The sequence below is a fragment of the Algicola sagamiensis DSM 14643 genome (genome assembly GCF_000374485.1).
In the GTDB taxonomy this organism is placed as follows: Bacteria; Pseudomonadota; Gammaproteobacteria; order Enterobacterales; family Alteromonadaceae; genus Algicola; species Algicola sagamiensis.
This window is the reverse complement of sequence record NZ_KB894492.1, coordinates 97,238-116,115: the sequence shown is the minus strand read 5'-3', so window position 1 is coordinate 116,115 and position 18,878 is coordinate 97,238. Positions and strand designations below refer to the sequence as shown.

General features: G+C 43.0%; 14 protein-coding genes. 2 read left to right on the top strand and 12 right to left on the bottom strand.

What is annotated here, in order from left to right; all coding sequences use genetic code 11:
* The 7 genes from C505_RS0104040 to C505_RS0104005 all read right to left on the bottom strand — a co-directional run bounded on the left by C505_RS0104040 (position 1) and on the right by C505_RS0104005 (position 8,903).
* Complete coding sequence (locus tag C505_RS0104040; protein WP_018691307.1) at positions 1 to 1,191, bottom strand: efflux RND transporter periplasmic adaptor subunit; 1,191 nt, start codon at positions 1,189 to 1,191, stop codon at positions 1 to 3.
* A 331-nt stretch (positions 1,192 to 1,522) separates the two neighbouring features.
* On the bottom strand, positions 1,523 to 2,308 hold the full coding sequence (locus C505_RS0104035) for a hypothetical protein (protein ID WP_018691306.1): 786 nt from the start codon (positions 2,306 to 2,308) through the stop codon (positions 1,523 to 1,525).
* 161 nt (positions 2,309 to 2,469) lie between these two features.
* Positions 2,470 to 4,374 (bottom strand): M4 family metallopeptidase, encoded by a 1,905-nt coding sequence (locus tag C505_RS21355; RefSeq protein ID WP_040439328.1) that lies wholly within the window; start codon positions 4,372 to 4,374, stop codon positions 2,470 to 2,472.
* A gap of 479 nt (positions 4,375 to 4,853) precedes the next feature.
* Positions 4,854 to 6,476, bottom strand: coding sequence for a ubiquinone biosynthesis regulatory protein kinase UbiB (ubiB, locus tag C505_RS0104020; protein ID WP_026317727.1), 1,623 nt, complete (start codon positions 6,474 to 6,476; stop codon positions 4,854 to 4,856).
* A 14-nt stretch (positions 6,477 to 6,490) separates the two neighbouring features.
* A complete protein-coding gene (locus tag C505_RS0104015) occupies positions 6,491 to 7,105 on the bottom strand; it encodes a ubiquinone biosynthesis accessory factor UbiJ (RefSeq protein WP_018691302.1) in 615 nt (204 codons plus the stop codon).
* Complete coding sequence (ubiE, locus tag C505_RS0104010) at positions 7,105 to 7,857, bottom strand: bifunctional demethylmenaquinone methyltransferase/2-methoxy-6-polyprenyl-1,4-benzoquinol methylase UbiE (protein WP_018691301.1); 753 nt, start codon at positions 7,855 to 7,857, stop codon at positions 7,105 to 7,107. The genes C505_RS0104015 and ubiE overlap by 1 nt, the downstream gene beginning before the upstream one ends.
* Before the next feature lie 41 nt (positions 7,858 to 7,898).
* Positions 7,899 to 8,903, bottom strand: a complete 1,005-nt coding sequence (locus C505_RS0104005) for a diguanylate cyclase domain-containing protein (RefSeq protein WP_018691300.1) — start codon at positions 8,901 to 8,903, stop codon at positions 7,899 to 7,901.
* 345 nt (positions 8,904 to 9,248) lie between these two features.
* Between C505_RS0104005 and C505_RS0104000 the strand changes: the two genes are divergently transcribed.
* Positions 9,249 to 9,968, top strand: coding sequence for a TetR family transcriptional regulator (locus C505_RS0104000; protein ID WP_018691299.1), 720 nt, complete (start codon positions 9,249 to 9,251; stop codon positions 9,966 to 9,968).
* A 75-nt stretch (positions 9,969 to 10,043) separates the two neighbouring features.
* Positions 10,044 to 11,813, top strand: a complete 1,770-nt coding sequence (locus tag C505_RS0103995; protein WP_018691298.1) for a DUF885 domain-containing protein — start codon at positions 10,044 to 10,046, stop codon at positions 11,811 to 11,813.
* A gap of 125 nt (positions 11,814 to 11,938) precedes the next feature.
* Here C505_RS0103995 and C505_RS0103990 read toward each other — a convergent pair whose 3' ends face one another.
* The 5 genes from C505_RS0103990 to uvrD all read right to left on the bottom strand — a co-directional run bounded on the left by C505_RS0103990 (position 11,939) and on the right by uvrD (position 18,855).
* Positions 11,939 to 13,567 carry a hypothetical protein gene (locus tag C505_RS0103990; protein WP_018691297.1) on the bottom strand — a complete coding sequence of 543 codons (1,629 nt, stop codon included), beginning with the start codon at positions 13,565 to 13,567 and terminating at the stop codon, positions 11,939 to 11,941.
* Positions 13,564 to 13,992, bottom strand: coding sequence for a type III secretion system chaperone (locus C505_RS0103985; protein ID WP_018691296.1), 429 nt, complete (start codon positions 13,990 to 13,992; stop codon positions 13,564 to 13,566). Before C505_RS0103985 ends, C505_RS0103990 begins: the two co-directional genes overlap by 4 nt.
* Before the next feature lie 341 nt (positions 13,993 to 14,333).
* Complete coding sequence (locus tag C505_RS0103980) at positions 14,334 to 14,537, bottom strand: hypothetical protein (RefSeq protein WP_018691295.1); 204 nt, start codon at positions 14,535 to 14,537, stop codon at positions 14,334 to 14,336.
* Between the two features lie 83 nt (positions 14,538 to 14,620).
* Positions 14,621 to 16,684, bottom strand: coding sequence for a GNAT family N-acetyltransferase (locus tag C505_RS21350; RefSeq protein WP_018691294.1), 2,064 nt, complete (start codon positions 16,682 to 16,684; stop codon positions 14,621 to 14,623).
* Positions 16,681 to 18,855, bottom strand: a complete 2,175-nt coding sequence (uvrD, locus tag C505_RS0103970; protein ID WP_018691293.1) for a DNA helicase II — start codon at positions 18,853 to 18,855, stop codon at positions 16,681 to 16,683. Before uvrD ends, C505_RS21350 begins: the two co-directional genes overlap by 4 nt.
* Positions 18,856 to 18,878 lie beyond the last annotated feature (23 nt).

Here is an 18,878-nt window from a genome sequence, read left to right as displayed (position 1 = left end):
CTACTCTCCTTGTAATGCGAGTTGTGTGTCGCTTTTATCAATATTTGGAGATTTCTTCGGCTTCACTTTCATAAGCGATAATTGCTCACCTTCAGCTCGATTTGCCAAAGCAGAAACAATGATTCTATCTCCTTGATGTAAACCAGATGAAATAATGGCATCTTTGTCCTCATAGCGAAGGACTGTGACTGTTTTTAATGTGAGCTTTTCCTGTGAGTCTAAAACCGCTACGTTCTGATTTTCTACTAGCTTCCGAGGAATTCGAATTGCATTTTGCACGCTGATGCCAGAGATACTCGCTGTCACATAAGTGCCATATTTCAGCGGTGCTTTTTCAGTGCTTAATCCATATGGATCTGTAATTTCCGCGACAAGGTATGTCATTCGATTTTTCTTATCAACTACACCTTCTGTCCGCATGATTTTCGCTGGCCACGTATGCGGCTGACCGGCCCTATCCGCTGTCAACTCGACTAATGCAAACTCACCATCTCTATGTAAGTATTGAAGTTTACTATTGGCGACAGGTAATCTCACTTTTGCAACTTCAGTATTTTGTAATACAGCAATGGGCTTACCACCACTGCTAACAAAACCTCCTAGACCAACACCACGCTCAACGATAATGGCATTATAAGGCGCAACAATTCTTGTTCTTTCTAAGCTTCTTTGTGCTTTTTGTACTTCAGCACCCATAGCTTTGACACGCGCTTTTGCTTTTGCAAGCTGAGGTTTGCGTAAAGCAAGCTGAGTTGGAGAATTTGATAATTCAGACCATTGCTGTTTTGCAACTTTGGCTTGTGCGATTTCATTCTCAAGAGATGCCTGTGCGTCCGCAAGATTTGCCTCCGCCAATAACAGTGCTGCTTCGTAGTCACTGCTATCAATTTGTGCCAGTAGTTCTCCCTTTTGAACAAACCCGCCAATAACAAACTTTTTAGAAAGGTAAGAAACCTCACCAGAAACTTGTGGAACAATACTTGTCTCATACTTTGGTTCAACAACCCCGTAAGAACCAACTTGAAGTTGAACAGGTTTTAATTGCACTGTTTGAACATTCACAACAGGAACTTCTGTTTTCTCATCCTTTTTCTCGGGCGGCTTTTTTAAGTTTGACAGGAAAAAAGCCCCTCCTGCCCCCAAGATAATAATAATGATTGGTAGAAAAATCTGACGTTTTCTTCCTGACATGATTGCTTCCTAATATCTCTCTGTTAGCTTCGGTAAATGATAATTGGTTTGATAACCATAAAGTTCCAGATTTTACGCCGTTAGAACTGAACTCATGATGAACATTAACAAATTAATTGTTGAACATATTTGTCAATTTGTAACGAGATTTTTCATACCGTCCAATACATTGATTTATTGGAATAAGTAAATCATAAAGTCAACACATTCGTTGCGGAATGATCCGATGAACAGACTCCCGATGATTCGGTACTATCATTTCAGTCGCTTTCAAATGTAACCATCAGAATACAACTAAATCATTAATATTCGTTCACTCGTATTTTTGAGCTTATTTCGTTGTTTCAATTGATGCTCTTTTTTGGATCTTACCTTTTCTAATTTCCCAAAAACCTGTACCTGATTTTACGAAGAGTGGCCCATGACGTAAGCTCAAAATGACATGTGCTTCTCCTGGTTCCTTACTTGCGTAATGCGATAAATAGGTTGATCTCGTCTTATCCAGCAACAAACACCCTTTTGAGAAACGCTCTTTGCTGATCATGTCTCGAGAGTTTAAATCATAGGTAAAACGGTAATGACCTCCAGCAACAATCCGGTTTCTTTTCTGGCTGGACGCCATCGCAATGGCAATCAGCTTATCTCCCTCTTTCAGGACAGCTATTTCATAGTCTGGTGTGCAAGGCTCATCAATAGACCACATGGCGGTCATGCGAGCATCGTACATAGCAGCGAGCTTTTCTGGCGCACTTTGATCGGTTTTTTGAATTTGAGGCACACCTTTTGGTGGAATATACACGGTATATACGATGGTCGGTGAGCGGCCACTGCCCTTCATGAAGTAAACCAGTGCGCCTTTAGTCGGTGAAATATCTGTCACCCAGCCTTTGATCCCGGCTTCTTGCATATTGACCTTCGCCTTGTACAAGACATTTTGCGCCTGCTCAGCTGCATGAATTTTTTGCAGCGCGAGTAATCCGCGGAATTCCGCACGCTTAGGCTCAATATCTTTGAGTGAGGCCAACGGTATATCCTCTTGGAATGCAGAACGAGTTGCTGTTGATTGGCAGGCACTTAAAACAGATAAACTGATTAGAATTATAAGAATGTGCTTCATTCTTCCTTTGCTCACTTTGATTTTCGTTTGCTATAGACTGCAATATTGTAACAAAGTTCTTTACTGGCGCGCATTGGCTGTTTCCTTTCTATCACAACTGAAAAAGGCCACCTGCAAACAAGTGGCCTCATCAATGATTAATCAATCATTCTTGGATGAAATTACTCTGAGCTACGCCCATCCTCATAGGAGCCTTTTAACTTCAGATCACGATAACTGTAGTAACCGCGAACCATGACATGGTAGCGTCCTTCCTGCACATTCGAGATAGAGCATGCCTCTTTATTGCCCCAACGGTATGGACGGCAGTCATAGCTGACTCTGCTTGGCTTATCACCAAACTTCACGTAGATATCCGCATCACCAGAGCCATCATAGATTTCAAACTTCAGATTCGTCGCACCTGCGGGCACATCCATGTAATAGAAGCTTTCGCTGCTGCGCTCACCTTTCAGTCCAGTTTTCTCCTTACCATTTTCTAGTTTTGGACCTGGATCCGGATCTCCTGGATCACCCGGATCGTCACCACAAGAAGCATTTACACCAACAATTTCAAATGCAGCAACGACATCCGCTTCGCTATACCCAAGTGATTTAGCTGCTTTTTTCACCCCACAGCCACCTTCATCAAATTTCGTTTCAACACCCCAATGTAATTTATTGGCTGTTGCAAAAGCGATGAAGGCCATTTTCACATCCCAGTCCTGCTCACCTGACTGTGACGTGGTTGTCGCAAGGTTATAAAACGCTCGGTTAAATACACCGGAGCTATAATGGACATTCATACTGTCATTATAATCACTCGCATGACCGATACTACGACCGTCTTTTGTTGGGTCTTCAAAATAACGCAACGCCTTTCCATCTGCGCCTTTAAAAATGGTACCACCAACGAGGAAGTCGTTTGTTCCGAGCATATGATATTCGGCAGCTTCACCTGAGATATCAGAGAATGACTCGTTGATACCACCGGGTTGATTCCTGTATTTCAGGTTTGAATTTTGCTGGGTATAGCCATGACTCACCTCATGGGCAACAACATCGAGGCTCACCAAAGGATAAAATCGAGATGCACCATCACCAAATGTCATTTGGCTTCCGTCCCAAAATGCATTTTCATAGCTGTTCCCATAATGAACACGAAGTGTGAGCTGGAATGTCAGAGGACTCGCATTCATATAACTCTTAAACATTCGGAACACTTCACCGCCATAGTAATGTGCATCATTCAGCGGCGAATAGGCACCATTAATTTCTTTATGTGTATTTCTTGGATAACCTTCATCGGCATCACCACAATCAAACTGATGGACAGAACCACCAGAACGAGAGTGGTTTAGGTTGATGGTTTTCACGTTCTCATTTTCCATCTTACAGTCATCTGTGACTTCAAACCCTGGGTAATCCTGATCCGTATTCACAGGGTTGTACTCATACTTGCCAGCTTTTTCATTCCCGCCTGGGCCACCAGCCATTTTGAATTGTATATTATCCCACGTATCCAATATCTTGCCGCTGTTGGCATCAATATAATAAGTCGGACGCGAGGGGCCTTCATCAGAGTGTGTGACGAAAGAGTAGTAGTAAGCTAGGTGCGCTTTCGCGTCCTTATCAATGAAAATCAAAAGCTGCTGCTCTTCATTTTCAATCGCTTTTTGAGCTTGAATCCCAGCAGCTTGCAATGCTGACTTTAAGCTCAGATTTGGTGTGATCGATTGAAGATCATTTTCAATCTGATTCACAAAGGAGCCATCAAAATCATTGAAAACGCCCATTTCACTTTGGGCGGCAGTGACTGTATGCCCAAAAACTTCTAGGCCTTGATAATACTGTTGGAAACGTTTTTTAGTGATACCGCTGTTAAAAGTCATTGCTTGTTTTTCAACAAACTGATGTGCTTGGTTCAAGTTGAGTGCTTCATTTAAATTAGCTGCTGCAGAGATAGATTCCGTCGATTGAGGATCCGACATTTGATCATGGTTGAGCTTCACAATATTTGCTGCGTGAGCAGAAGCTCCTAAAAGTCCCATGATGGAACAAGCGACAAGTGAATATCGAGTTTTCATATCACTTCATCCTTCCTTTCAATTGTTTTTTAGAGGTGTGCTAAAAAGCAGGGGGCTTCAGCCTTTGTCCTTCAAGCAAATGAAAAACAAAAACGAAATCCTGCAAAAGCGAACCAGCTCAAAACAAGAGTCTTTGCATGTGAACATCCGATCTGAAAACAAAACACCTTCCATCATTTTTTCAATCACTTTCCCTATGTTTCTACGGGTTTTCAGGCTTTACATCACACACGCTGAGATAACAAATGACTGGGTCATTTCAAAGACTCTTCAAACGGTAAACTGATATCGCCATTAAGTGTTGTCGCTCGGCCAAGCTCCTTCTAAGGTTGCAGAGCATGTGGTAAAGTCTTAATAAAAAAGTGATATTGATATGATATTGTTAATAATGTTAACAGAAAGTCTAGAGATTGCGGGAGCTGGAGAGGAATTGTAAATTTTTTTGACAGTTATTCGTCATGCAAGAATTGGTTCTATTCCTAGCGAACTCGCATGGAGCAGAACCAAACCAGCAGTGCAACACCCATACTCGTTGCTGAAAGATAATAATCCTGCCCAATATAGAGAACGGCGCCACAGATAGCGAAACTGGACCCCAGGATCATGAAATTTTGCTGTTTACTTCGCTTATTTTGCTGAACAAGCAGCTGCTTTAAGGCCTCATTTTCCTTTTGCGCACGCTTTGTCAGCTTCAGGTTATCGTATATCAGATCTGGCAATTCAGGTAATTTCTCGCCCCAAAACGGTAAGTTATCCTTAATATGGCGGATCACGGCTTTTGGACCAATTTGTTGCTTGAGCCATGCTTCCAAAAATGGTTTCGCCGTTTTCCAAAGGTCCAGCTGCGGATATAGCTGCCTCCCCAAACCTTCGATATACAAAAGCGTCTTTTGTAACAACACAAGTTGAGGTTGAACTTCCATATTAAATCGGCGTGCTGTATTGAAAAGGTTTAACAAGACATGGCCAAAAGAAATTTCTGCGAGAGGTTTTTGAAAAATAGGCTCGCATACCGTTCTGATCGCAAACTCAAATTCTTCCACATTTGTATCTGCGGGTACCCAACCCGAATCCAAGTGTAACTCTGCAACTTTACGATAATCACGGTTGAAAAACGCAATAAAGTTTTCCGCCAGATAGCGCTTATCTTCTTTGTTTAACGTCCCAACAATTCCACAATCAATTCCAATGTATTTTGGATTGGAAGGTGTTTCTCTAGAGACAAAAATATTCCCAGGATGCATATCTGCATGGAAAAAACTATCCCGAAAGACCTGCGTAAAAAACACCTCAACACCGCGTTCTGCAAGCTTTTCTAAGTCAGTATTCTGTTCTTGCAAAGCGTCCATATCATTCACAGGGATACCATCAATTCGCTCCATCACCAGAACACTTTCCGCACAAAAGTCACTATAAACTTCCGGAATATACAGCGAGTCAGAATCAATAAAGTTTCTTCTCAGCTGGATGGCATTCGCGGCTTCGCGCTGCAGATCTAGCTCATCAATGAGGGTTTTCTCATATTCTCGAACCACTTCAACTGGACGTAATCGCCGCCCTTGTGGGATAAAACGATAAATCACATCAGCCAATGCAGACATTAAAGTGACATCAGCCATGATTGTTTTGCGAATATTCGGACGGATCACCTTAATCACAACATCCGCATGGTCAAACGCTTTTAATCGTGCGCCATGGACTTGAGCAATTGATGCAGATGCAATTGGTGTCTTATCAAATGAGTCAAACACATCCGAGATATGCTCAAGTCCCAGAGCCTTCTCAATCATCTTTTGTGCGTGTTCACCATCAAATGGCGACACCTTGTCTTGAAGTAAAGCCAGTTCTTGCGCAATCTCAATGGGGAGTAGATCACGACGCGTTGACAGCATTTGACCAAATTTAACCCACACCGGACCTAAATCTTGTAGTGCAAGTCGGATCCGAGCTTCTACGGGCTTATCAGGATGCTTATTCTTGATCCAGAATATACTTTTTCGCGTCCATTGTGCATACCATGGTTGCCAACGCTCTGGAATTAAGTCATCCAAGCCATACTGCAACAAGGTTTTCATGATTTTATAAAGGCGAGAAATATGCACGTGATCCCCTGTAATTACCGCTGTTGTTCAAGTTTTGAAATTTTACGGGATAATTTTTCGAGATCATCAGACAAAGTTGTCAATTGTCCTTCAAAGTGCTGGATCTCATGGGTTGATGCTAAAAGCTGTAATTCATCCTGAATGAGCGTATCGCCCATATGAAACAAGCTTTGCGTCGTCTGCTGTAAAAATTGCTGTAGTTGCGCAAATTTCATCCCAATACGCGCAGCCATGCCGTCACCAACATAATGAGAAAGGTGTTCTTCCCAATCGATATTCACTTGTTTCAGCGTTTCACTAAATGACTGAGCAACACTTAAATCGCCTTGAAGAATGATTTTCTCATCCTTCAGTAACTGCGTAAATTGACTTGCGTCTTCGAGGGACTTTAAGACTGGGATCCGGGTTTGAATTGCAGCGCTTGCTTCTTTTTCTTTAAACGCCACAATCAGCCGGCCATGCTCAACACTGAGGTATAATGGGCTGGGCAGCTCTTCAAGAACAACACACAATGATTGGCCTTCCAAGCGAGTTAATGCGGATTGATAACCCGGATCAAGACCTGCTACCTTATCTGCTATTTTCTGCCCAATCTGATTGAGCAACGGCGTCAAAAAGAAAGTATTCACTACAATTTATATCCTCGGTGTAATGCAACAATGCCACCTGAGAGATTGTAGTAGTTCGTTTGCTCAAACCCAGCTTCGATCATCATACCTTTCAAGGTTTCTTGATCAGGATGCATACGAATCGACTCAGCGAGATACTGATAACTCTCACTGTCATTGGCAATGACTTTTCCAATCTTTGGTAGAACAGAGAATGAATAAGTATCGTAGATTTTACCTAGCACTTCGGATGTTGGTTTCGAAAATTCTAATACAAGCAAGCGTCCACCGGGCTTTAATACTCGGTACATTTCTCGAAGCGCTTTATCTTTATCAGTCACATTACGTAGGCCAAACCCAATGGAAACGACATCGAAAGTATGATCAGGGAAAGGTAATACTTCTGCGTTTGCTTGGACGAAGTCAATATTTCCAACATAGCCATCATTCCGCAGCTTTTCTCGTCCAACTTGCATCATGGAAGCATTAATATCCGCGAGGATCACTTTACCACTTGGGCCGACTTTCTTTGAGAATTTCGCGGTAAGATCCCCGGTGCCTCCAGCTAGGTCGAGTACTTTCTGCCCAGCACGAACACCTGAGCAATCGATCGTGAACATCTTCCAAAATCGGTGGATGCCAAGGGATAAAAGGTCATTCATGATGTCGTACTTTGACGCGACAGAATGAAACACATCTGCAACAAGATGAACTTTCTCGTCAGATGACACCTTCTTGTAGCCGAAATCAACCGTCTCTTTTTCTTGACTCATTATGGGATCCCCAAAAATTAACGGTTTATTCTAACGAAACCTTAGTGCGAGGTATAGCTCATCTGCAATCGTTTTTCGCTGATTCTCTCACGATTCGCGCGTTGCACAAATTGGTAAAGGTTTTCTTCCTGTTGATAAACCGAAAACCCTATCGTCACTTGAACACGCGGTAAATGCTTTCGAGTTTTGGAACTGATAAAGCGAAGCTTTCCAACACCTCTTTGAATCAAATCCGCAATTTCCAGACCCGATTCAACAGAAACATCAGGAAGGAGTATAATGAATTCTTTACCACCCATTCTCACAGGAAAGCCACTATCTTTCACGTAGTCCCTGATTTTATTTGCGATACTATTGAGGATCACCTCACCCACAGAAGTACCATAGCGTTTTGAGAATGAATACAAGTCTTGAATATCCAAGCTGATCGCGCAAATTTGACGATGAGGATCTTCCTCAAGCCATTCTTTGACATAGATTTCCATGGCATTCGAATTATAAAGCCCAGTGAGGGGATCCATCAATTCTTTCTGCTTGATGGCGTCAATCTGAGAAAGAAAGTCCTGATAAAACAGGCCTGATTGAGACAAGCGATCACGGTACATTCTCTGGCTTTCTTTCACAACAAGTGTTTCATCAATGAGGTGTGAAATCACTTCTCGACTGGTTTCCATATGATTTTCATCAAGACCGATAAGCCCTTTGTCCAGCGCATCTAAATAATGTGCCAGCTCTTCCTTTCGAAGTTCAACTTCTGTTCCCAACCCACTCGTATCATCGTAGATCTCTTCAAAAAACGATGTTTCTGCCTTTTGCGGTGATTGGCAAAATCGATGGTATAACTCCTGAATAAAGTAATAATCAATGGGTAGATCATATTCAAGACGCTGCTGTATCAAGTTTTGTAGTTCAACGTTATCACCACTGATGTAGCGGTATGCAACGGTATAATGCACCGGATCGGTCGGAAGTTGATGCTCATGTAGGAAAGCAATCGTTGCTTTTGAGATTTCGTGCGACTTTTCCAAGGAACTATTGAATTTCATATTCAAACCCTACTTCTGAACAGGGAAGTTAAATTTTTTCCTTACTCCATAAGGACTCTGACAACCGTTTTACCCTTCCCACCACGGCCGAGAATTTATCTAAGTGAGCTATTTTACTGACTGATTTTTTCAGTACAAACTAAATTATCAAACTTTTATATTATATAACATTGATTTATATAGATTTTATTCAGACCTCTCCGTACAATGGCAACAAGTTAAAATATACAGCAAGTCTTTAATCAAAAGAAAAAATGATGTGCTATGTTTAAACTTCTAAGATCTGGTATGTTTCATAGTTCTTTCGAAACTAAATATAATGACACTATCTGCGTGAAAATCTGAATGAATACTGGAGACTGTCGTGCTAAGCGGGCTCGTGCCCCAAAAGAAAAAGAAGCAAGAAGAAATCATATCCTACATGTTGCTTCTCAACTGTTCAGTGCCGATGCGCCGCAATTGCCAACTGCGGACAAAATTGCCAAAACAGCTGGTATCGCAAAAGGGACAGTTTACCTTTATTTCAAAAGTAAGGAAGAGATTTTTTTGTGCCTGCTTGAGCAGCATCAAACAAAATGGTTGGAACGAGTCCGTTCTCATTTAGAACAAAACCCCGGCTTAAGTATTGAAATTGTCGTCGAGTCCCTTTGTAGCTATATTGAGCAAGAACCACAATTCTTTCACTTGGCCAGTATGAGCGGTACAGTAATTGAGCAAAATATTGATAAAGCCGACCTGATCGCTTATAAATCCCATTGTCTGACCCGATTTAAAAAGCTTGGAGAGTTTTTGCAACAACACCTCAGCCAAATTGCTGAAGAAAGAACAGCCGATGAGTGGGTCACTTATCTCGTTCGTTCCTACGCTATTCTATTAGGGATCTGGCAACAATCGAATCCCCATCCCTCTATTCGTGCAGTCTTGCTGCAACCCAGCTTGTCTATACTGATGCCTGATTTTTCTCATGAAGCCAGAGATGCATTACGCCATTTATGGCAAAGCGCGTTGGAAGAAAAAGAGAAGAAAAAAACAACGCTTTGGAGTCTAAAAAGTCTACTTTCTTGAATTCTTTGTGCTGTGAAACAACATTTTCGCTATGATGTTCTCCCCATTAAATTTTCATGGAGATCATGAGTGAATATGAAACGTGCGCTGTATCACCAAATGACCGTCTGCATTGTATCTATTTTCATGCTTGCTGGCTGTGCTTCTACAGAAAAACAATCGTCACTGGATTTAGAGTTCCAACAACTCGCCAATCAAATCTGGCATTATGAACTAAAACATGACCCCATGATTGCGAACCCCAGTGACAACACGCGCTTGGATCAACTGACCGATTTATCTCAACGAGCATACGAAATTAGACATGATGCATACACTCAGTTTGCCAAACAGCTCAATCAAATCTCGGTCAAAAAGCTTTCTCATGAACACCAGATTAACTATTCAGTGATCCAGCATCGCCTGCAAAACAATATTGATTTGTTCCAATATATGCTTTATTTACTCCCGATGAATGCCAGTGCGGATCGCATTGGCTCTCTCGCCTTTTTACCGAACCAACATACATTCAAAACGAAGCAAGACTATCTCGACTATCAAACTCGCTTAGCTGCAATCCCTAAGTTATTACAACAACAACAAGCTCTCTTTGAGCATGGTCTTTCGATTGGAATGACCCAACCACGCATTACGATTAAGGATTATGTAACGCGACTACGTTCAACGTTTATTAAGCCTGTAAAAGATAATCCCCTTTATCAACCTTTTGTGTCACTTCCACCATCTTGGTCATCCTCAGAAGTAAAAGCAGCCAAGGAAAAGGCGGAGTCAATGCTTCAAACACAAGTACAGCCAGCCTTTAAGTGCTTCATTCATTTTATGGAAAAAACATATCAGCCAAAGACAAGAACGATGATTGGCGCACATGCATTACCCCAAGGCCGCGAATTGTACGCAAACAGAATTTCTCATTACTCAACTCTCAATCATACCGCAGATGATATTCATCATATTGGTTTATCTGAGGTGAAACGGATCCGGGAGGAAATGCACGAAATCATCAGAATGTCTGACTTTCAGGGAAATTTCAAATCATTTCTCAAGCACTTGAGAACACATCCAAAGTTTTATGCTCGTACGAAACTGGATCTCATCAAACAAGCTTCCTATCTTGCGAAAAAAATGGACGCATCACTTCCGAAGTTCTTTAAAAATCTGCCAAGAAGGCCATACGGTGTAGCACCTGTGCCTGATGAAATTGCACCAAGCTACACAACGGGGAGATATATTCCTCCAAGTCGGAACGACCAACCGGGCTACTATTGGGTTAACACATCCAAGCTGAAAGAGCGTCCACTCTATGTTCTTGAAGCATTGACACTTCACGAAGCTGTACCTGGTCATCACTTACAGATCTCACTCGCAGCGGAGTTGGAACATGTTCCGGAATACCGCCGCCGTACTTATCTTTCGGCATTTGGAGAAGGCTGGGGACTTTATAGCGAGTGGCTGGGCAAAGAAGCTGGCTTCTATCAGGATCCTTATAGTGAATTTGGCAGACTCAGTTATGAAATGTGGCGAGCATGTCGACTAGTTGTCGATACCGGGATCCATGCCAAAGGTTGGTCTAGACAACAAGCCATTGACTTCATTGCAGAAAACAGTGCGCTTTCGATGCACAATATTCGTATCGAAGTTGATCGCTATATCGTCTGGCCAGGACAAGCTGTCAGCTATAAATTAGGTGAAATGACAATTAAGTCTTTGCGAGAAAAAGCGCAGCAACAGCTGGGTTTACGCTTTGACATTCGAGAGTTTCACGATGTGATCTTAAGAAACGGCTCCGTCCCTTTGCCTGTACTGGAACAGGAAGTGACGCGCTATATTCAGCAAAATACGATTTAAGCCTCGTCATGAATTGCTCGCTTTGAGTCACCAACTTGCTGACTGTTTTTTTCGACTGACTTTTTGCGACCGCTTTTTAACGACTGTTTTTTAACGTCTCAGTAGCAAGCACTGAGCTTGGCTTGCTACATCTCGTTCAGTTGTATATTCCAATTTTGATAAAAAGAACTTTCTAACTTAAATCGACCAATTTGATAGGTATCCGGTGTTCCTTGTTGAAGGATTTCGCGAACCTGTTCCTGAAACCATAATGCCTGGTCAAAATTCTCCCATCCATTTTGTTGGATCATTTCCTTGCGCAGGTGCTCCACTGTATTCAACTGAGCAATCAGTTGATTTTTCTGGGACTGCTGATGTGCATATTGTGACGGCATAAAGAACCTGAAAACCCGGTCCTTGAAGCTCAATGTCTCATTTTTTAATGTCGATAGCGCCGTTTGAATGGTTTCAGATGCACCTGATTTCAGTGGCTTCATATCCTTATCGAAACTGGTCGGTAAAGGGTCCAGGTTTCCATCAATTTCTGTAATTAACCCTTGATTTTCGACCTCCAATCGATCCGCAGCACGTTTGACCGCTGTCAGGTCCTGACTCTGTAAAATCATCGATTGGAAGGGTGCTACAACCGTCTTCTCAAACGGTTTTTTCTGCCAAGAGTTATCGACCATAATTTGAAATGAAGCAATGGCATCACTGATTTGTACTTTCGTCAACAACTCACTTCTGACGGATAAAGCGTAAGAAATCCGATCTTTTTGCTCTTGGAGCAAGCGCTTCATTTTTTCTGGATCAATTTGCTTTGTTTGTGTTTTTTTAACCTCAGGCTCTGGTGTCTTTTCCAACATCACAGGCTTTGGTAACGGTGTGTCTCTCACGGTTAAATGTGGAGAGAAAACACCGTCTTTTTTGAACAAACGGCCAAGCGCGTGATCGGGTGTTAACTTTTCCGAAATCGAGTGATAGAGAGAGCCAGATTTACTATGGCCTTTCAGAATATGATTTAATAATTCACACAGTTTATCTGCTTGCATTGGCAGTCTTTCAAACTGGATATGATCCTGACCAAACTTTTCGTATGTTCTGAGGTAATTCGTAAGCTTGTCGTCTTCAGCATAGGCGTAAAGGTAGCCAGTATGCTTTTCTGGTGAAGCAGCAATATAACTCTTGATTGCTGCATTCAAGTCCTTCGCTACGGCTTCAATTTCGCTTTCATAGATTTTCTGCGTCGTATCATTCGCAAAGACCTGTGAATGAACACAGAATTTCTTTGAAATGATCCCATCCGTTTTAAATACTTCTTTCAGATCAGGGTGTGCAGGTACACCTTCTCGCAAACGCTTTGCCAGATGGCTTTTTATCCCAAGCCCTAACATTAACCCGTTCAAAAGATCCCCATATTCCTGCAACGTTTCTTTTTGCGGAATATGAACGCGTCCATCAGAAATCTGTAACTCATGCGCACGGCCCAGTTTTTTGACAGTCTCGGATAACTTGGTTGCATTTCTTTCAGGTGATACATCAACATATTGCTGAATGATATCTGCCAAAGCATGGGAAACTTTTGATGAATCCTTCAACAGCGGAGTTGCGGGAACAGAAAGCTGTGCCTTCTTGCTTGTTGCACTGGACAGACTCTGGGCATCATGGCTCATGAGCACATCTGCTGTTTTCACGCTTGAAATCTCACGTGGAACGATGTTGTTTTCTACTTGATGTGCAGGCGCAGTGGTATTGGTTTGAATCTTATCTATCATACACGGCCTCCAAAGTGGAGCATCTGTTCCAACTGATTCTCTACATCACTGGCAAGTGAAATTAGTCTTGTGATCATATTTTGTAGAGACATTGATGTTAAAGACTCTATCGATTGTTGCGCACAAAGGTATAGCTGATCATCACCTTGTGTCGCGCCAATCCAAGCGCCTTGCATCAAAGATGTTTGTGTATTCAGATGTAAGCAAGCTAATAAAATATCGGCCACTTCAGCATCAACTAGACTATCGCTATGTAAGGGGGTATGGATTAACAGTAAGTCACTGTGACTATCAAATTCTATCATCCAGAATCGGTTATGCTGATCTTGCAAACTAATCGCTTGGCTCTGCGTATCCACTAGTGGCAGATCATGATTGCTCAGAACTTGATTCACTATTGATATGACATATTGATGCTGGTCCACACCATAACTCCTCTACCCATGAGTACCGAAATTTATTTTTTGATCAAAATTTCAATTACATAAATATCAGCATGCTACAGTGACTTATCAGTATGGTTTATTTGATTTCGTTTACACCATGAACAATGCTGACAAGGAGTATGTACAAAATTGTTCAAAATAGTTTCAACCTTTTTTATTGTTTTAACAAAATTTCTGCGTATATATTGTATTTCAATCGAAAAAAAGAATGGAAATTGGGTCAAACAACAAGTGGGTGAAAAAGAAATATAGAAAAGATTGGTGGGAACAACAGTGAATGTTATTTACCAGTCCTTGGAGAATTCACAGAAAGAGAAGAATCAACGGCGATTGATACCGTGAATGGACGGAACTTCCTCATTGTTTCCATTACGCTGATGTGGTTTAGGTCTTGTTTCTTCCTCTGGAGTCATCTCTTGGACTTTCACAGGAGCACTTTCAGAAGCCACAGGAAAGTGCGACGCTAATCCAAGTAATGAAATACAAAACGATGTAAATAAAAATGCTAGTGCCAAATATTTCATACGACCTCCTCAAAGATTCTCTCTTTATTTAAGAGAAGGATAACGAAGTCAAGCTGAATGGAAGATGAACAATGGCAAAATTCTTAGATGTGAAACACAATCTCTTTTAGGCGAGCATTTAGTTCTTTTTTACCTGCTAATCTGTGTTCTTTACAGATATCAGCCAAGTCACGTTGCTTTAAAAATACATCCAATAGCAGGTGCTTCTCGTCAATCGAAAACTGCATATTTGCATAGTGTCGACAGATATACTCACTTATGTAAGGTTGGAATTGTGCAATATCCATATGATTCCTTAAGAAAGAATCTTGATAGGGGAGTTTTGAAGACTTTTGATGACTGGAAAGCGACTGTAAGAGGGTGTCCAGCAGTGATAAATCCACTCGAGCCCAAAGATCGCGTAATCGATGCGGAAGCTGTGCACACAAAAGCGCCTGCATTGAAAACAGCGCCTGCTCATCACACGGCTTGATTGGTTTCACAACCGTGAGCGCAAAAGCACCACTCGCAGGATCTGCTCGCATCCCCAGTTTAACGGGTCGAAAATCAGTTTCAATCCAAAATTGTGCCACATCATCTGTCGCGGCAAAACTTGCACCTAGGTAAGACACATTTTCATGCTGCAATTGTGACTCAAGCTGCCCAAGCATATTCGCTCCAAATCCTTGACGCTGAAATTCCGGGTGAACAGCAATCCGGATCACGCGTGCAAATTGATGCCTTAGTGCATCACTCCAGCCAATTTGAGCAAATGACTGTGGCAGCAAATGCCCTCGCAACCGACGCTTCCCAGCCATAAAATCCTCGATATAGCTCTGTGAAAGCGCGCCTTCCATCGCGAGCAATATCACCCCCAGAATATGTTCTCCTTGTTTGAGTACAAATGTTCGGTGAGACGGGTTGTCCAATAGTTGTTCTAGATCCGACGGGGCGGTTTGATAATGGGCATTGACGAGTAAAGCGAAGCAATCACGCAGCATTTGAGGGTTTTCTGACAACTGCCTTGCCGTGACTTCCAAAAACGCTGGTGAAACAAGCTTGTCAGGGCCTGGCGGAAGTTCAACTTTTAAAATCAGTGCATCATTGAGAAGTAATTCTAGCGGATCGCTTGAGCGCCAACGCCATGGGGCGGATAAATGCATACTTTGCAGATTGGGCCGACGTTGTCGTAAATGTTGCATAAACCGGATCTGAAATCCTTGACCTGTCCCTTCATAGCCATGTTGTGTTGTAGAAAAAACAATACGCGAAAATTTATCTAGCCAAGATTTTAAAAAAGTATTTGGAATCGCGGCGGCTTCATCAACGAGCAAAATATCTGCATCAGACTCTTCGACCGAGTCCAAAGCAGCATAAGAGAGTGTGCCATTCTCACTCTCTAGAGATTGCGGGTGGTATTCAATTTCAAGGAATGCAGCTGCATGGAGAAATGCCGCCGCAACCTGTTGTGGCCTCGGCGCTGTAATCAGCACTTGTTTTCCAGCTTGCATCAATTGCGCAGCTGCTAGACCAAGCGCACTGGTTTTCCCTCGACCCCGATCAGCTGTCAGAACAAGCGGTCGATGTCGATGTCCCTGTGCAACTTTTACAATCTTTTCAATAGCGGCTTTTTGCTCGACATGTGCACTGACATCAAGGTCAACGCATGGCCATTGGATGTCAGCTAATGTTGAACAGGGCCGAATCACAGGAATCGCTTGTTGTTGCTTCAGACAAGATACTATGTGGTGGGTAAAAAAGCTTTCAAATGGTTCTGGAGTATGAACCGCAGTGAGCATTTTTTTGCGCTCATCATCAACCCAAGAAGGCCACTTTGACATCTCTGGAGTGAGCAAAATCAGCATCCCACCCGCACACACAGCCCCAGCTAGTGCACCAAATGCATTGGCAGAAAACGCTTCATGGGCATCAATGACTAAGACTTCAACTTCCCGTCCGAGCTGGTGACGATATTCTGAGAGCGCAGTCGCCTGAATCCGCGAAGGTGCAGAGCTGCCAAACCAAACAACTTGATTTGTTTCACCACTCACACTTGCACCAGCTTGTGTCAAACACCAACCATGCTCACCAGAGAGGACAAAAGCAAATCGAAAGCCATGCGCTTTTGCAGTTTTTCGTTGTTGTTTTGCCCAATCCGCAATGCTCAAGACGACGCGCCTTCAAGCCTTGCATAGGCGGTCACCAGCCACTTGCTTCCATAGCCATCGAAGTTCACCTGAATGCGAGATTGATTCCCACTGCCTTCATAATTTAAGACTGTCCCTTCTCCAAACTTTGGATGAAGAACGCGTTGCCCCAAAGAAAACCCTGTAGATTCAAACGCAACATGGGATGCAGCCGGACTAAACCGACCACCCGAAGGCTGGCTGATTTGCGTCTTCATCCGGATCTCATGTTTATATTCATCCGGAATTTCACGATAAAAGCGGGAAGGGCGGTGCAATTGTTCCTGACCATACATCCGACGTGATTCAGCGTGTGTCATATACAATTGCTGTTTGGCGCGGGTGATCCCAACATAGCAAAGGCGGCGCTCTTCTTCTAGCCGTGTCGCGTCTTCTGCGGATTGTTGAGATGGAAACATGCCTTCTTCCATCCCAACGATAAACACCATTGGAAACTCTAAACCTTTTGCCGAATGCAGCGTCATCATTTGCACCGCATCTTCGTATTCATCAGCCTGTGCATCACCTGACTCCAGCGCACAATGGGATAGGAAAGCCGCGAGCGGTGTCATGTCTTGGGTTTCATCTTCATCCGGAGAAAATTGCGAACATGCGGTCACCAGCTCTTCCAAGTTCTCGACCCTCGTCTTCGCCTTTTCACCTTTTTCAGCTTGATACATCGCCATCAAACCACTTTGCTTAATGACATGATCAGCTTGCTCATCCAAATTTATGTCTGCGATACCCATTTCAAGCTGATTGATAAGCTCTACAAATGCTTGCACTGATTTTGCTGCTCGACCGCCGAGCTGCCCCTGCTCCAAGAGCAAATTTGCTGCATGCCATAACGTCATCTCTTGTTCACGGGCAGCATCACGTAACAAGCTGACGGTTCTATCTCCAATCCCTCGCGCAGGGGTGTTGATCACCCGCTCAAATGCTGCATCATCTCGACGATTTTGAATGAGTCGCATATACCCCAAAGCATCTTTAATTTCTTGACGCTCGAAGAAGCGAACAGAGCCATAAATTCGGTACTTTAACTGACCCATGCGCATCGCATCTTCCAATACCCGAGACTGAGCATTACTGCGATAGAGGATCGCCGTATCTGAGAGACGGTTGCCTTCATCAAGCCATTGTTTGATCCGTCCAACACAGAATCGTGCTTCATCCAGCTCATTAAATGCTGCATACACAGAAATTGGATCGCCATTTCCCGTATCTGTCCAAAGGGTTTTCCCCAGGCGTTCACCATTATTTGTGATCAACGCATTCGCGGCATTCAAGATATTGGCTGTTGAACGATAGTTCTGCTCTAAACGAATGGTTTCGACTTGGCGATAATCCAAAGGAAATCGTTGAATGTTTTCAATCCTTGCACCGCGCCAACCATAAATCGACTGATCGTCATCTCCGACAATCATCATATGATTGTCATCACCTGTGAGCAGCTTCAGCCAAGCGTATTGGATCGTGTTCGTATCCTGAAATTCATCGACGAGTATATGCTGAAAGCGACGGCGGTAATGCGCTAATACTTCAGGATGATTCAATAAAACCTCGTGGGCTCGCAGTAAAATCTCTGCAAAATCGACCAAGCCAGCACGATCACATGCATCTTGATACGCATCATAAATCGTCACGCGAGTTTGCTCATTGAAGTCTTGGGCTTCAATATGATTTGGGCGTAGCCCTTCATCTTTTTGATGATTGATGTACCACTGCATCTCTTTTGCTGGCCAACGTTTTTCATCCAGGTTCAAAGCTTTTAAAATACGACGGATCAGGCGATATTGATCATCAGAATCAATGATCTGGAAACTGTCTGGCAGGTTCGCTTCTTGGTAATGTGAACGAAGAAGGCGGTGCGCTAAACCATGGAAAGTACCAATCCACATACCGCTTGCAGGATGAGTGAGCATGTGTTCCACGCGTTGACGCATTTCTGCTGCGGCTTTATTCGTGAATGTAACCGCCAAGATGCTAAACGGCGAGGCCTGCTCGACTTGCATCAACCAAGCAATCCGGTGGACAAGAACACGGGTTTTTCCGCTTCCGGCACCTGCCAGAACAAGCATATTTTGTATTGGAGCAGCAACAGCATCACGTTGCTTATCATTCAATTGGTCCAGAATTTCGGAAACATCCATCGGTATGACTTTGGCTTGTTAAA

Excerpts from the sequence above, each read along its gene's own strand:
- C505_RS0104040 (WP_018691307.1), bottom strand. The coding sequence starts at position 1,191 with ATGTCAGGAAGAAAACGTCAGATTTTTCTACCAATCATTATTATTATC.
- C505_RS0104035 (WP_018691306.1), bottom strand. The coding sequence starts at position 2,308 with ATGAAGCACATTCTTATAATTCTAATCAGTTTATCTGTTTTAAGTGCC.
- C505_RS21355 (WP_040439328.1), bottom strand. The coding sequence starts at position 4,374 with ATGAAAACTCGATATTCACTTGTCGCTTGTTCCATCATGGGACTTTTA.
- ubiE (WP_018691301.1), bottom strand. The coding sequence starts at position 7,857 with ATGAGTCAAGAAAAAGAGACGGTTGATTTCGGCTACAAGAAGGTGTCA.
- C505_RS0104005 (WP_018691300.1), bottom strand. The coding sequence starts at position 8,903 with ATGAAATTCAATAGTTCCTTGGAAAAGTCGCACGAAATCTCAAAAGCA.
- C505_RS0104000 (WP_018691299.1), top strand. The coding sequence starts at position 9,249 with ATGAATACTGGAGACTGTCGTGCTAAGCGGGCTCGTGCCCCAAAAGAA.
- C505_RS0103995 (WP_018691298.1), top strand. The coding sequence starts at position 10,044 with ATGAAACGTGCGCTGTATCACCAAATGACCGTCTGCATTGTATCTATT.
- C505_RS0103990 (WP_018691297.1), bottom strand. The coding sequence starts at position 13,567 with ATGATAGATAAGATTCAAACCAATACCACTGCGCCTGCACATCAAGTA.
- C505_RS0103980 (WP_018691295.1), bottom strand. The coding sequence starts at position 14,537 with ATGAAATATTTGGCACTAGCATTTTTATTTACATCGTTTTGTATTTCA.
- uvrD (WP_018691293.1), bottom strand. The coding sequence starts at position 18,855 with ATGGATGTTTCCGAAATTCTGGACCAATTGAATGATAAGCAACGTGAT.